Source organism: Flavobacterium circumlabens, from assembly GCF_004345565.1.
GTDB classification, from domain to species: domain Bacteria; phylum Bacteroidota; class Bacteroidia; order Flavobacteriales; family Flavobacteriaceae; genus Flavobacterium; species Flavobacterium circumlabens.
This window is the reverse complement of sequence record NZ_SLWA01000001.1, coordinates 117,546-132,137: the sequence shown is the minus strand read 5'-3', so window position 1 is coordinate 132,137 and position 14,592 is coordinate 117,546. Positions and strand designations below refer to the sequence as shown.

Annotated in this window: 10 protein-coding genes and 2 tRNA genes; 7 read left to right on the top strand and 5 right to left on the bottom strand. The window is 35.6% G+C overall.

Going from position 1 to position 14,592, the window contains the following annotated elements; all coding sequences use genetic code 11:
• Positions 1-65 precede the first annotated feature (65 nt).
• Positions 66-1,301 carry a metallophosphoesterase gene (locus EV142_RS00540; protein WP_132031688.1) on the top strand — a complete coding sequence of 412 codons (1,236 nt, stop codon included), beginning with the start codon at positions 66-68 and terminating at the stop codon, positions 1,299-1,301.
• 72 nt (positions 1,302-1,373) lie between these two features.
• Positions 1,374-1,676 (top strand): thioredoxin family protein, encoded by a 303-nt coding sequence (locus EV142_RS00535; RefSeq protein WP_132031686.1) that lies wholly within the window; start codon positions 1,374-1,376, stop codon positions 1,674-1,676.
• A 21-nt stretch (positions 1,677-1,697) separates the two neighbouring features.
• Here the strand turns inward: EV142_RS00535 and EV142_RS00530 are convergent, their stop codons facing one another.
• Together EV142_RS00530 and EV142_RS00525 are read right to left on the bottom strand one after the other, a co-directional pair.
• Positions 1,698-2,336, bottom strand: coding sequence for a polysaccharide deacetylase family protein (locus EV142_RS00530; protein ID WP_132031684.1), 639 nt, complete (start codon positions 2,334-2,336; stop codon positions 1,698-1,700).
• Between the two features lie 95 nt (positions 2,337-2,431).
• Positions 2,432-5,713 (bottom strand): glycosyltransferase family 117 protein, encoded by a 3,282-nt coding sequence (locus EV142_RS00525; protein WP_132031682.1) that lies wholly within the window; start codon positions 5,711-5,713, stop codon positions 2,432-2,434.
• A 245-nt stretch (positions 5,714-5,958) separates the two neighbouring features.
• On the opposite strand from EV142_RS00525, the gene EV142_RS00520 reads away from it, so the two are divergent.
• Together EV142_RS00520 and EV142_RS00515 are read left to right on the top strand one after the other, a co-directional pair.
• A tRNA-Gln gene (locus EV142_RS00520) sits at positions 5,959-6,029 on the top strand.
• 97 nt (positions 6,030-6,126) lie between these two features.
• A tRNA-Gln gene (locus tag EV142_RS00515) sits at positions 6,127-6,197 on the top strand.
• Positions 6,198-6,388: 191 nt separating this feature from the next.
• Here the strand turns inward: EV142_RS00515 and EV142_RS00510 are convergent.
• The 3 genes from EV142_RS00510 to EV142_RS00500 form a co-directional block, all read right to left on the bottom strand.
• Positions 6,389-7,207 (bottom strand): helix-turn-helix domain-containing protein, encoded by an 819-nt coding sequence (locus tag EV142_RS00510; RefSeq protein WP_132031680.1) that lies wholly within the window; start codon positions 7,205-7,207, stop codon positions 6,389-6,391.
• A gap of 63 nt (positions 7,208-7,270) precedes the next feature.
• Positions 7,271-8,689 carry an aldehyde dehydrogenase family protein gene (locus tag EV142_RS00505; protein ID WP_132031677.1) on the bottom strand — a complete coding sequence of 473 codons (1,419 nt, stop codon included), beginning with the start codon at positions 8,687-8,689 and terminating at the stop codon, positions 7,271-7,273.
• A gap of 170 nt (positions 8,690-8,859) precedes the next feature.
• Positions 8,860-9,684 carry a universal stress protein gene (locus EV142_RS00500; RefSeq protein WP_132031675.1) on the bottom strand — a complete coding sequence of 275 codons (825 nt, stop codon included), beginning with the start codon at positions 9,682-9,684 and terminating at the stop codon, positions 8,860-8,862.
• Between the two features lie 175 nt (positions 9,685-9,859).
• Here EV142_RS00500 and rimP point away from each other — a divergent pair, with 175 nt between their 5' ends.
• Genes rimP through infB form a run of 3 tightly spaced genes read left to right on the top strand, consistent with a single transcriptional unit; the run spans position 9,860 to position 14,537 of the window.
• Positions 9,860-10,324 carry a ribosome assembly cofactor RimP gene (gene rimP, locus EV142_RS00495; protein WP_164502512.1) on the top strand — a complete coding sequence of 155 codons (465 nt, stop codon included), beginning with the start codon at positions 9,860-9,862 and terminating at the stop codon, positions 10,322-10,324.
• A gap of 13 nt (positions 10,325-10,337) precedes the next feature.
• Positions 10,338-11,591: a transcription termination factor NusA gene (gene nusA / locus EV142_RS00490; protein WP_127337718.1), complete on the top strand. Its 1,254-nt coding sequence runs from the start codon at positions 10,338-10,340 to the stop codon at positions 11,589-11,591.
• A gap of 48 nt (positions 11,592-11,639) precedes the next feature.
• Complete coding sequence (gene infB / locus EV142_RS00485; protein ID WP_132031671.1) at positions 11,640-14,537, top strand: translation initiation factor IF-2; 2,898 nt, start codon at positions 11,640-11,642, stop codon at positions 14,535-14,537.
• The last annotated feature ends 55 nt before the right edge of the window (positions 14,538-14,592 follow it).

The following is a 14,592-nucleotide window of genomic DNA, read 5'->3' as shown; positions in this document are numbered from 1 at the left end:
AAATTTTTGATAATAAAAAGCAATAAAAAATTCATTCTTTGTTACTTTGCTTAAAACTATAACTAATGATCGTTCGTTTTATAATTCTATGTGCTCTTTTTTTATTTATTGAGTTTTATTCTTACCAGGCCTTTCGAACTTTAATCAAATTAAGGTGGGTTTTGGTTAGTTATCAAATTATAAGTGTACTGCTTTTAATTTTTATCATCTATTCTTTTTCGCAGGTTGATCGCTCCGTTGGACAGACGAGACAGTTTATGTTTACTACTGGCCTGATGCTTATGGTTTATGTGCCTAAAATTGTCCTGACACTAATTATGTTTGGTGAAGATATTTTTAGAGCCGGAGCAGGAATAGTAAATTATTTTGTATACAATTCAAGTGGTTCAGAAGCTATTCCGTCAAGGCGAAAATTCATCAGTCAGATTGGTTTAGGATTGGCTGCGGTTCCTTTTCTTTCCTTAATTTACGGAATTTTTGAAGGGAAGTATAATTTTAAAGTAATTAAACAGACCATATTTTTTCCGGACCTTCCGGATGCCTTTGATGGTTTTAAAATCACTCAGATTTCGGATGTTCACAGTGGAAGTTTTGATAATCCGGAGAAAATCAATTATGCTATTGACCTGATCAATCAGCAGGAATCAGATATGATTTTGTTTACAGGAGATATTGTAAATACACATGCAAAAGAAATGCATCCCTGGTTAGCGTCTTTCAACAGAATAAAAGACTACAAATACGGAAAATTTTCAGTTTTAGGAAACCATGATTACGGTGAATATGTTACCTGGCCATCGGAAACGCAAAAAGAAGAAAATTTTCAGGACATCAAAAAATTATACGGTCAGATTGGTTTTAATTTATTGCTAAATGAGCATACTTACATCCAAAAAGGCGACGATAAAATTGCATTGATCGGAGTAGAGAACTGGGGGCAGAATTTTAAAAAAGCCGGAGATTTGAATAAAGCATCTCAAAATGTAGCTCAGGATGATTTTAAAGTCTTAATGAGTCATGATCCAAGCCATTGGGAATATGAAATTAAAAACCATCCTAAAAACTTTCATCTGACGTTGTCCGGACATACACACGGAATGCAGTTTGGTATTGAAATACCGGGCTATTTTAAATGGAGTATTGCACAATATATTTACAAACAATGGGCTGGACTATATGAAGAGTTTGGCCGATATGTATATGTGAACCGTGGTTTTGGTTTTCATGCCTATCCGGGAAGGGTTGGTATTATGCCGGAGATAACGGTCATTGAACTAAAAAAAGGGAAGAATGTGGCTTAATTCGTTAAAAATGCTACATTTGTATTAAACTATCTCTTTTTAATAGATTAAAAGAATTAAATTTTTGGTTTTATGTCAAAATTTGGAGAACTTATAAATGCTCAGGTTCCGGTGTTAATTGATTTTTATACTGATTGGAACGAATCATCTGTGTCAATGCATCCTGTTATCAAGGATGTGGCTGCTGCACTTGGCGATAAGGCCAAAGTCATTAAAATTGATGTAGATAAAAACCAGGAACTTGCTGAAGCCTTGCGTATAAAGGGACTTCCTACCTTAATGATTTACAAAGAAGGACAAATGATCTGGAGACAGTCAGGAGAACTCGATGCCAATACAATAATCGGAATTGTTCAGGATCAATTTAACTTATAATAAAAGATTCCGGATATTATTTTAGTGAATAATATCAAAAGCAAATCCATTTTCTTTTAGGAAATGCAGTGTTTTAGGTAAGGCAAATTTTAAATTTTGTGATGCTTTTACACTGTCATGAAAAACAATAACACTTCCTGATTTTACATTTTTAGTAACGTTTTCAAGACATTTTTCAGGGGTAATACTCTGATCGAAATCAGCACTTAACACATCCCACATTACTATTTTATAGCCTAAATTTCTTAAAATCTTAGATTGCTCTTTTTTTATCTTCCCGTAAGGAGGACGAAAGATCAGCGGATTTAAGTTTTTTTCTTCATTCAGGACGGTAGCGCAATTTTTTACATTTTCAATATAATCGTTGGTTTTACTTTTCCATCCGTTAATATGGTTCATGGTATGATTTCCGATAGAATGACCTTCGGTAATCAGTTTTTCAAATAAGGAAGAATTCGCTTTTATGTTTTTTCCGATACAAAAAAAGGTAGCTTTTGCATCAAATTTTTTCAATTCAGATAAAACCCAGTCCGTAATTTCGGGCGTTGGGCCATCATCAAAAGTGAGGTATATTTTCTTTTCATTGTTCGGGATATCCCAACAATATTTAGAAAATACCCTTTTAATGAATGTGTTAGTTTTTACCCAATAGAAGCTCATTTTTCAAAAATGATTTAGTGATATGTAAAAATAAAAAATGTAGCGCTATTTATCTAACAGCGCTACATTTTTTTAATTGCAAAGTTTTTCGTATTTTATTCCTTTTCTCTTCCAAAGCGTTCGAAAACATTTACATAAGTATTAAAAGTTACTTTATGTTTTTCATAGAACGCGTTGTCGTTGTTGTCTTTCATTACTTCCAATAAGCTTCTGTAACGCTCAATTTCAGTAATAATATCAATGGCTAAGTCAGTTTGGTCAGAAGCGCTTAAAGTTGCGTAATAATTTAGTTCTTCTTTGTATTTCTGAACCAGTTTATTCAGCAGATCCTGTGCTTTTGCTTTTTCTCCCACTTTATAGTATCCTCCGGCAAAAGGTTCAACTAATGAATAATATCCGAATTTGTCCAGAGGCATTTTTGTCATGGCTAAATTGATAACGTTTTTAGCTTTGTCAATTTTACCTTCTTCAATAAGCTGATTCATTAAACGAGACAGATTGGTACGGTAGGTGATACTGTTTCTTCTTGTTTCAGGATCGTGATATATGGTATTGCTGTCACTGTTACCCCAGTCCCATTTCATTACAATATTGTACATTTTATCGGCATCAATTTGCCCCATGTCCATTGGTCCGCCGTCTTTTGATGGCGTGTTTTTGACAGGAACTAATTTGTAAACCATTCCATCCAGTTGTAAATAGTCTTTCAGCCATAAATAATCTTCGTCATCAAAAGCACCTCCGCTAAAGTAGATCGGTCTCTTCCAGTTATTGTTTGCCAGTATGTCCAGCATCATTAAGCGGTTTTTATATAACGCGCTTCCCTTAATGTTAATGTCCATATAAGGAACAATAGAATCATTGTATTTTGGGTTGACCACTTTGTTTTTAATAATTAAAGCTTTGTCAACAGTAACCCTGATTTTATTAGTTGGGTAAAAATGAATGGTTTGTCCATTTTGTAGACCTACAGTTGATTTTGGATTTTTAATAAAACTGATAAAGTCATTAATGTTCCAACGCGTTTCTATTTTTGGAATGTGAGCCACATAATCCAGTTTGTCACCCACATATTCGGCATGTGTAAATGATATTGGCAGTGGTTCAGATTCGTACGATTTGGCTTTCATCTGATCAATGTACCAGTCCGTCATAAAAAGGCTTGTATTTACGATTTTTACATCTGTTCGCACCCCTTCGATTTCCTGGGCATACCACAACGGGAACGTATCATTGTCTCCAATGGTAAATAATATAGCATCCTTATCACATGAAGTTAAATACGCTTTTGCCATTGCTACAGCAGTATATTTACCGGATCTGTCATGATCGTCCCAGTTCTGAGAAGCCATTAAAACAGGAGCTGCCAGTAAACTTGCGGCTATAATGATCGGGCCGGCAAGCTTAGGTGCAATGTATTTCTGTATGCTTTCGTATAAAGAATATACGCCAAATCCTATCCAGATCGCAAATACATAAAAGGAGCCTACAAGGGCATAATCTCTTTCACGAGGTTCGAAAGGTCTTTCGTTCAGGTAAATTTTCAGGGCAATTCCGGTGAATAGGAATAAGGCTAAAAGGACATAAAAACTTTTAAGGTCTTTGTTAGCGTGATACATAAGTCCGATCAGTCCTAAAATAAAAGGTAAGAAGAAATAAACGTTTCTTCCTTTGTTATTTAGTACATCCGAAGGTAAATTGTCCTGAGAACCAAGGTGTAAGGAGTCCAATTGTTTGATTCCACTAATCCAGTTTCCGTCTAGATTATCGTATTTCCCCTGAATGTCGTTTTGACGTCCGACAAAGTTCCACATCAGGTATCTCCAGTACATATATCCAAATTGGTATTCGAACATAAAACTAAAGTTGTCTACTGCAGATGGTTTTTCAATAATTAGATAATCACCATAACTTTTCAGGAATTTGGTGTAACCTTCGTTGTCAATTTGTTTTTGAGCATACGCTTTTCTGAATTCAGAAACTGTTTTTTCTACTTCATTGCGCAATTGGGCAGTAGCTTTATTGTATTCGTCTTCGCTTAACTGACTGGCGTCGATTCCGTATTTCGCCAAATCATCTTCGTAAGGATAATTTGGATTTATTTTGAAACTCGGAGGATTTGTAAAACTGATATAGTTCTGAATGTGACTTGTTTCAGTACTCCACATTCTTGGAAGAATGGTTTTTTGATTGTCATCTGTATTTTGTTCCGCGTTTTTATAATTGTTGGTAATAATGTATTTACCGGTTTTATAATCTCTTTCGTAGTTTGGATTTTTGTCCAAATAAGGTGTTTTAGCATCCAGACCAGCAAAAACTTCAGTATACTGAGGCCCGTAAAACAATGGATTTACACCATATTGTTCACGGTTGTAATACGCTAAAACCTCTGTAGCATCCGATGGTTTGTTTTCATTAATTACCGTATTGGCATTAGCACGTACCGGCAACATCATCCAGGTTGAGAAACCTATTAAAATAAATAAGACACAAAGAATGATAGTGTTGTAGAAAACAAGCCCTTTTTGTCTGGTGTATTTTAATCCGAAATAAAAGAAAGCGATAAACAGTAAAAGCACAAAAATGGTTCCTGAATTAAAAGGTAATCCCATGCTGTTTACCATGAAAATTTCCGTTTTTCCAAAGAAAGCCATTGTTAAGGGTAAAAGTAATTTGAAGATAAACAACAAAACACCGATAACAACAACATTGGCTATTAGAAAGTTTTTGATTGTAACTTTTTCGTAGTGTTTAAAATAGTATAAAAATCCTATTGAAGGAATTGTAAGCAAAGCCATGAAGTGAACTCCAAACGAAAGACCGATAACAAGTGAAATCACCAATAACCATTTGTTTCCTGTTGGTTTGTCCATGTCTTGTTCCCAACGAAGTCCAAGCCAGAAAAGTAAGGCAATTAATAAAGAAGCCATTGCGTAAACTTCGGCTTCAACGGCATTAAACCAGAAACTGTCTGAAAAAGTAAAGGCCAAAGCTCCGACAAAAGAACTTCCTAAGATGACAATTGAATTATTTTGATCGATTTCAGCAAAACGAGCTATAATTTTTTTCAAAATCATAGAAGAAGACCAAAACAGAAACAGAATCGTAAAGGCACTTGAGAAAACAGACATCATATTTACCATTACGGCTACATGCTGATTGTCTATGGCAAACATGGCAAAGAAAGCGCCCATCATTTGAAATAAAGGAGCTCCGGGCGGGTGACCAACTTCCAATTTGGCCGCTGTAGCAATATATTCGCCACAATCCCAAAAGCTCATTGTAGGTTCAACAGTTAGTGTATAAGTAATTAAAGCGATTGCAAATGCAAACCAACCAATAATTGTATTCCATTTATTGAAATTGAATTGTGCCATATTTAGATGTTAAAATTTTGTTTGTTTTCTATCCTACAAAGAAAATGTTTTTTTGCGTAAAGAATAGGGCATTAACAAAAAATTCTACAAAAGTATTTAGTATGAGTAATATATTGTTTGTGAAATACTTGCGTGAAGATTGCGGATTTTTAAGGAGATAAAATGAAAAAAAATCATTTTTTTTTATCAAAAAGTTTGTGCAAACTAAAAAAAGCTTTAAATTTGCACTCGCTTAACAGCACTGCTGGTCTATGGTGTAATGGTAACACAACTGTTTTTGGTGCAGTCTTTCAAGGTTCGAGTCCTTGTAGACCAACATAAAAGCCTCTCAATCGAGAGGCTTTTTTTATGCGCTAAAAAATTTGCGCAAACTAAAAAAAAGATTTAAGTTTGCACTCGCTTAACAGCATTGCTGGTCTATGGTGTAATGGTAACACAACTGTTTTTGGTGCAGTCTTTCAAGGTTCGAGTCCTTGTAGACCAACATAAAAGCCTCTCAACTGAGAGGCTTTTTTTATGGAATAAAGTTTTTTTAAATAAATTCCAATTTTTAAAATTCCAATTTCTGGATATTCTTCATGAATTTAATACGTTTTATTTCAATTTTAGGTGTTTTTAAGAGGTGGTGTTATCTGCGTAATGTTTTTTAATTTACACAGTTTGGAATTTGAAATTTTAAAATTTGGAATTTGATAAAGAAGACGGAACCACTCCGAATTTCTTTTTAAATGAAAATGAAAAATGTGATAAGTCTTCAAAACCAACATTAATATAAACCTCAGAAGGTGCTTTTCCTTTTTCCTTAATAAGATAATACGCTTCCTGAAGTCTCTTGTCCAGAAGCCAGTGTCGGGGTGTTTCCTGAAAAACTTTCTGAAAATCCCTTTTAAAAGTCGCTAAACTTCTTCCGGTGAGATACGCAAAACGATTTAAGTGTACATTAAAATGAAAGTTTCTGTTCATAAAAGCTTCCAGGTCAATTTTCCCGGGTTCGTTGAAGTCAAATAAAATATCTTTAAGTTCGGGGTTTACTTTGAGTAGAAGATGAACCGCTTCTTTGATTTTTAAATTAAATAAAACTTCATTGTTTTCCTGTTCAACTTCCAGATAAGACAGGAGCGAAGTCATAAAAGATTGGTAAAGCGGATGTGGATTTAAGGAAATTATTGCAGCTTCCTGAGGTTTCTTTTCAATTTTAAATTGATATTCCTGATAGATTTCACGCAGAATTTCCTGATCCAGAAACAACGATATGACTTTAAATTCACCTCCTTCCGGCGGAATTTTCACAAACTTGGCCAAATGATTTCTTTTACTGATCCGAAAATCACCTGGTTTGGAGTGATAGGATTTTTTTCCGTCAGCAGCAATCATTTCGCCTGATATCTGATAGCTGAACACATGTTCGGGTATAAAATGTTCTCCTTCGCGACTACGCGCATAATAACAGGAGTATAAAATTTTGGGTTTTGTATTTGCTTTGATGGATGACATACCGTAAAGTTACTAAAAAGACACAGAGAATTTAGGTTGTAAAATTTTCTGTGTCTGAAATTATTATTTTCTGATTAATGTTTTGGGTTCTAAATAAGCCTCTAAGCCTAAAATTCCGAATTCCCTGCCAATTCCGGATTGTTTGAATCCGCCAAAAGGAGCCATCGGATCGTGGCTGAGTATATTAACCTGAACACGTCCTGCATTTATTTGTGAAGCAACGCTGTACGCTCTGTCCTCATTTTCAGAACTTACATAAGCTTGTAATCCGTAAGTCGTATCGTTGGCGATTTCGATGGCTTCTTCTTCTGTTTTATAAGTGATAATAGATAAAACAGGTCCAAAAATTTCTTCCCTTGCAATTCTCATCTGATTATTTACATGTATAAAAACGGTTGGTTTTACAAAGTTGCCGCTTTCTAATCCTTCAGGTTTTCCTAATCCGCCAATCAGTATTTCAGCGCCTTCATCAATCCCGATCTGGATGTAATTTTGTACGCGTTCGTATTGCTTTTTACTAACCATCGGGCCTACGGCAGTAGTTTCGTTTTTCGGATCTCCAACAATTGTTTTTGATACCACAGCTTTCACTAATTTTTTTACCTCTTCTAATTTATTTTCAGGTACTAATAAACGCGTTCCTGCAATACAAGCCTGCCCGTTGTTCATAAAAGCCGCAGCTATTGCCATCGGAATTGCTTTTGATAAATCGGCATCGTCAAGAATAATATTCGGTGATTTTCCGCCTAGTTCCAATGTAATGCGTTTCATGGTGTTAACGGATTCTTTGGCAATCAATTTTCCCACAACAGTAGAGCCGGTAAATGAAATTTTTGCAATATCAGGATTACGGCTAATCTCTGCACCAACAACTTCGCCAAGTCCGTTCACTATATTAAACACACCTTTTGGTAATCCGGCTTCGTGAAAGCATTCCAGGATCAATTGGGTTTGCTGGGCGCTCATTTCACTTGGTTTAATTACTGCTGTACAGCCCGCAGCAATTGCAGTTGCTAATTTTCCGCAAATAAAACCGTTGCTCGAGTTCCACGGAATAATAATCCCTACGACGCCAACAGGAGCCATTTGAACTTCAGATTCACCCATTGTTTTGTTGAAAGAATAAGTGTTTAGAAGTTTGATTGCCGAAGCAAAACTATTTAGCATGTACTGGTAGCTGACTGTGGCAAATTGAAAAGTCCCGCCGTATTCTTCAATTGTAATATCAATAAACTCCTGTTTCCTTTTTTCGATGGAAGCCTGCAGATTTTGTAAATACGTAATTCTTTCTGCTGTATTAGTTTTAGAGAAAGTTTTGAAGGCTTTTTTTGCTGCGTCTATTGCTGCAAGGGTATCTTCATTGTTTCCTAGAACTACTTCGCCTAGTTTTTTATTGGTAGTGGGGCTAATAAGATCAAAACGATCTTTTCCTTTTGGTGTTACAAACTCTCCGTTGATGTAAATCTTGTCAATTGTTCTCATGTTGTTTTTTATTTATGATTTTATTTGACAAAGGTCGGCAGGAATGTAAGAGTCGGCTTTGTTGAAAAGCTCAATGTAACTTTGTTTAAAAGCTCATGTTTTGATTGGGTAGGTAATAAAAAAAAGCCCCTCAGACGAGAAGCTTTAGGATAGTAAATAGGAGATTTTATTTAAATTTTAAAAGTAATCACCGGTTTTATAGCGTGATTTACCAAGCCTTCGCTGATGCTTCCGTTAAAAAAATGAGCAAATCCCGTTCTTCCGTGTGTGCACATTCCAATAATGTCCGCATTTATGGAATTGGAGAAGTTTATAATTCCCTTTTCGATATTAGTGTCATTGTAAATATGAGTAGAATAGTTGGTCAGATTGAATTCCGCAACAAATTCATTCATGGCTTTTTCGCTCGTATGGGTAGGTTTAAAACTATTGGGTGTGCAAATAGTAACTAAATGTATTTTTGAGTCGAAGAATTTAGTGAAGTTTAGAAATTTTTCGAACGGTTTTTTGGTTTCATCTGAAAAATCTGACGCAAAAACAATATTTTCCGGATTGAAATTAGAAATGTCTTTTTTGACCACTAAAACCGGAATTTCTGAATTTCGAACTACTTTTTCAGTAGTCGATCCTATCAGTAATTCCTCGACACCCGAAGAGCCGTGTGACCCCATTACGATTAAATCTATTTCGTAATCTTTGCTTACTTGTGCGATGCCGTGTATCGGTTTGTCCATTTTTACGATTTCAGTCACGGGAACTCCGTCCAGATAAGGTCTGGCAGAAACTTCGTCAAGCATTTCGTTGGCTTTTTTCATGAAAAGCATAGTTTCCGGAATGCTTGCGCCTCCTGTAATGGCGTCATTCATTTGATGTGGCAGTTCGAGCATGTGTAAAATGATGATTTCAGAATCATTTCTTTTGGCAATTTGAGCAGCAACTTTTAAGGCGTCTTCAGCGTGTTCTGAAAAGTCAGTAGGGAGTAGAATTCGTTTCATAATTTTCGGGATTAAATAATGTGAATTTCCTTTGTTTTAATGCTTACATAAAGATAAGAAATATTTTCTTCGCCATCTATTTATTTTGATTTATAAAAAAAACACTATATTTGCACCGTTATTTATTAAAATCTAAATAATGAGGGGACTAAGTGTCCCCTCTTTTTATAAAATTATGACATTTAAAGAAAAAGTAAACACATTAATTACAGAAGCTCTTCTGGAAAAGCCATCGATCTTTTTGATTGATTTGTCTATTTCGGATTCTTTTAAAATTAGTGTAGGTTTAGACGGAGATAATGGAGTGGCGTTGCAGGATTGTATCGATATTAGTCGTGCAATCGAGAATAATCTGGATCGTGAAGAACAGGATTTTTCGCTTGAAGTAGCATCGGTTGGAGTAGGATCTCCTTTGAAATTGACCAGACAATACATTAAAAATATTGGTAGAACGTTGATTGTTACTACAAATACTGAAAAAATTGAAGCAGAATTAGTGGAAGCTAACGATGTTTTTATAATTTTGTCTTGGAAAGCAAGAGAACCGAAAAAAGTAGGAAAAGGAAAAGAAACAGTTCAAAAAGAGCAACAAATACCTTATACAGAAATTAAAGAGGCAATTGTTACAGTAACATTTTAATTAAAGAATTCGCATGGAAAATTTAGCATTAATCGATTCATTCTCAGAGTTTAAAGATAATAAACTTATTGATCGTGTAACGCTTATGGCAATTTTAGAGGACGTGTTTAGAAATGCATTGAAGAAAAAATACGGTTCTGATGATAACTTCGATATTATTATAAATCCTGATAAAGGAGATATGGAAATCTGGAGAAGGAGAGTAATCGTTGCTGATGAAGATCTGGATTTTGAAAACGAAGAGATTACCCTGACTGAAGCCAGAATGATTGAAGCGGATTTTGAAATTGGTGAAGAAGTTTCCGAAGAAGTTAAATTGATAGATTTAGGAAGAAGAGCTATTTTGGCCTTGCGTCAAAACTTAATTTCTAAAATTCATGAACACGATAATACGAATCTTTATAAGCAATTTAAAGATATTATTGGCGATATTTACACCGCAGAAGTACATCACGTACGTCCAAGAGTTGTTATTTTAGTTGATGATGAAGGAAATGAGATTGTGCTTCCAAAGGAAAAACAAATTCCATCTGACTTTTTCCGTAAAGGAGATAATGTTCGTGGAATCATTGAAAGCGTTGAATTAAAAGGAAATAAACCTCAGATTATTATGTCCAGAACTTCTGAAAAGTTCCTGGAGAAATTATTTGAACAAGAAATTCCTGAAGTATTTGATGGTTTAATTACAGTTAAAAATGTAGTTCGTATTCCGGGTGAAAAAGCGAAAGTAGCGGTAGATTCTTATGATGACAGAATTGATCCTGTTGGAGCTTGTGTTGGTATGAAAGGATCCCGTATTCACGGAATTGTTCGTGAGTTAGGAAACGAAAATATCGATGTAATCAATTATACAAGTAATATTCAATTGTTTATTACAAGAGCATTAAGCCCTGCAAAAGTTTCTTCTATCAAAATTGATGAGGAAAATAAAAGAGCTGAAGTTTTCCTGAAATTAGAAGAGGTTTCTAAAGCTATTGGTAGAGGTGGTCATAATATAAAATTAGCGGGTCAGCTGACAGGTTACGAATTAGATGTTATTCGTGAAGGAGATGTTGCTGGCGCAACTGCAGATGAAGACGATGTTGAATTAACAGAGTTCTCAGATGAAATCGAAGACTGGGTAATAGAAGAATTTGCTAAAATAGGGTTAGATACTGCAAAAAGTATTTTAAAACAAGAAGTAGAAGACTTAGTAAGAAGAACAGATTTAGAAGAGGAAACTATTCTTGATGTGATGAAAATACTAAAAGAAGAGTTTGATAGTTAGTTATCTGCTCTAACAACACAACGAAAAAGGTAATAATAAAAAGGTTATATGTCTGAAGAGAGAGTAATAAGAATAAACAAGGTTTTAAGGGAATTAAATATTTCGTTAGAAAGAGCTGTTGATTATCTAAAAGATAAGGGAATTGCTATTGACGCAAATCCGAATGCAAAAATTTCTGATAGCGAATTTAATATCCTACAAAGCCAATTTGCGGGCGATAAGGGGAATAAGGAAGCTTCTAAAGAGGTAGGAGAAGAGAAAAGAAAAGAGAAAGAAGCATTACGTGTAGAACGTGAGAAAGAAATTGAGGACAAACGCAGACAAGACGAAGAGCGCCAAAAACAACAAGAAGTTATAAAAGCGAAAGCTGTTGTTACAGGGCCTGTTCAGGTTGGTAAAATAGATTTAAATCCAAAGAAACCCGAGAAGCCTGCGGCTGTTGCTACTCCTGTAGAGGAGCCAGTGAAAGCTGAAGAACCTAAGGTTGTTGCTGCTACTCCAGCTCAAGAGGAAAAACCTGTTCAAAAAGAAGTAGTACAGCCTGAGCCAGTAGCTCCTGTAGTTACCGAGAACAAAGTTGAAAAACCTATTATTACAGAGAAAAAAGAAGTAAAAGTGAATCCCGAAACTTCGGGACCAAAAGTAGCTCAGGAACCGGTTGTATCAACTGATCCTTCAACTGCAGAAGAGACGATCACTACTCAATATCAAAAGTTATCAGGAACGACACTTACAGGTCAGACAATTGATTTATCTCAGTTTAACAAACCTAAGAAAAAGAAAGAAGATCCTAAGATAACTCCAAATAAACCGGGAGCTCCGGGTGCAGGAAATAACGCTAACAAAAATAAGCGTAAAAGAATTGCTCCTAAACCAGGAACGCCGGGGGCGCCAAAACCTGCTACAGGTAATGCGCCGGGAACACCAAATCCTAATAAAATTACACCAAATACCGGTGGTGGAGGCTTTAATGCTAACAGAAGCGCAAGACCTGGTTTTGTAAAAGGAAACCGTCCTGCTATTGTTGCTAAAGTTGAGCCTACTGAAGAGGAAGTAAAAAACCAAATTAGAGAGACTCTTGAAAAACTTCAGGGTAAAGGTGGAAAATCAAAAGCGGCTAAATACAGAAGAGATAAAAGAGATACACACCGTCAGAAATCTGATGAGGAGCAAAGAGCCATTGATGAAGGAAGTAAAACTATTAAAGTTACAGAATTCGTTACTGTTGGTGAAATTGCAATCATGATGGATGTGCCGATTACTAAAGTAATTGGAACTTGTATGTCTCTTGGTATCATGGTAACCATGAACCAGCGTTTAGATGCTGAAACCTTAACGATTGTAGCTGATGAATTTGGTTACGAAGTTGAGTTCATAACAGTTGATATCGAAGAAGCTATTGAGGTAGTTGCCGACAGAGAAGAAGATTTAGTAGTTAGAGCACCAATTGTTACTGTAATGGGTCACGTCGATCACGGTAAAACATCTTTACTGGATTATATCCGTAAAGAAAATGTTATCGCTGGTGAGTCCGGAGGTATTACACAGCACATTGGAGCATACGGGGTAACTTTAGATAATGGTCAGAAAATCGCATTCTTAGATACACCAGGTCACGAGGCGTTTACCGCGATGCGTGCACGTGGAGCTCAGGTTACCGATATTGCTATTATTGTTGTTGCTGCGGATGATGATATCATGCCACAAACAAAAGAAGCCATTTCTCACGCACAAGCTGCAGGAGTGCCAATTATATTTGCAATCAATAAAATTGATAAACCAAATGCTAATGTTGAGAAAATCAAAGAGCGTTTGGCTGGTATGAATTTACTTGTTGAAGACTGGGGTGGAAAAATTCAGTCACACGATATTTCTGCAAAAGTGGGAACAGGAGTAAAAGAATTATTAGAAAAAGTTTTATTAGAAGCTGAAATTTTAGATTTAAAATCTAATCCAAACAAAGCAGCTCAGGGAACAGTTGTTGAGGCGTTTTTGGATAAAGGAAAAGGATATGTGTCAACAATTTTAGTTCAACACGGAACTTTAAAAGTTGGGGATTATATGTTAGCTGGTAAACATCATGGTAAAATTAAAGCCATGCATGATGAAAGAGGGCATATCGTTATAGAAGCCGGTCCTTCAACTCCTGTATCGGTTTTAGGTTTAGACGGAGCTGCTACTGCAGGGGATAAGTTCAATGTATTTGAAGATGAAAAAGAAGCAAAACAAATTGCATCTAAACGTTCTCAATTAATGCGTGAACAATCTGTACGTACACAAAGACATATTACGCTGGACGAAATTGGTCGTCGTATTGCTCTTGGACAGTTTAAAGAATTGAACGTAATCCTTAAAGGGGACGTTGATGGATCTGTTGAAGCATTATCAGATTCGTTCTCTAAACTTTCTACAGAAGAAATTCAGATTAATATTATCCATAAAGGTGTTGGAGCAATTACCGAAACTGACGTTATGTTGGCTTCTGCTTCTGATGCAATTATCATTGGATTTAACGTTCGTCCTGCCGGAAATGCAAGACAATTGGCAGATAAGGAAGAAATCGATATCCGTTACTATTCTATTATCTACGCTGCTATCGATGACTTAAAAGATGCGATGGAAGGAATGTTGGCTCCGGAGATGAAAGAAGAAATTTTAGGAACTGCTGAAATCCGTGAGATTTTCAAAATTTCTAAAGTAGGTTCTATTGCAGGATGTATGGTTATGGATGGTAAAATTATGAGAACTTCTAAAATTAGAGTTATCAGAGAAGGAGTAGTAGTGCATACAGGTGAACTTGTAGCATTGAAACGTTTCAAAGATGACGTGAGAGAAGTTGCTAAAGGTTACGATTGTGGTATTCAGATTAAAGGTTACAATGACATTGAAGAAAGAGATGTTATTGAAGCCTACCACGAAGTTGCTATCAAAAAGAAATTGAAATAAAATTCAATAATTATATTTTAAAGTCCCAGCTTTTGTTGGGACTTTTTTTGTTCTT

What these genes read in the sequence shown, in the direction of transcription:
- EV142_RS00525 (WP_132031682.1), bottom strand. Translation starts at nt 5,713, where the DNA reads ATGGCACAATTCAATTTCAATAAATGGAATACAATTATTGGTTGGTTT.
- infB (WP_132031671.1), top strand. Translation starts at nt 11,640, where the DNA reads ATGTCTGAAGAGAGAGTAATAAGAATAAACAAGGTTTTAAGGGAATTA.
- EV142_RS00540 (WP_132031688.1), top strand. Translation starts at nt 66, where the DNA reads ATGATCGTTCGTTTTATAATTCTATGTGCTCTTTTTTTATTTATTGAG.
- EV142_RS00510 (WP_132031680.1), bottom strand. Translation starts at nt 7,207, where the DNA reads ATGTCATCCATCAAAGCAAATACAAAACCCAAAATTTTATACTCCTGT.
- EV142_RS00530 (WP_132031684.1), bottom strand. Translation starts at nt 2,336, where the DNA reads ATGAGCTTCTATTGGGTAAAAACTAACACATTCATTAAAAGGGTATTT.
- EV142_RS00535 (WP_132031686.1), top strand. Translation starts at nt 1,374, where the DNA reads ATGTCAAAATTTGGAGAACTTATAAATGCTCAGGTTCCGGTGTTAATT.
- EV142_RS00505 (WP_132031677.1), bottom strand. Translation starts at nt 8,689, where the DNA reads ATGAGAACAATTGACAAGATTTACATCAACGGAGAGTTTGTAACACCA.
- rimP (WP_164502512.1), top strand. Translation starts at nt 9,860, where the DNA reads ATGACATTTAAAGAAAAAGTAAACACATTAATTACAGAAGCTCTTCTG.
- nusA (WP_127337718.1), top strand. Translation starts at nt 10,338, where the DNA reads ATGGAAAATTTAGCATTAATCGATTCATTCTCAGAGTTTAAAGATAAT.
- EV142_RS00500 (WP_132031675.1), bottom strand. Translation starts at nt 9,684, where the DNA reads ATGAAACGAATTCTACTCCCTACTGACTTTTCAGAACACGCTGAAGAC.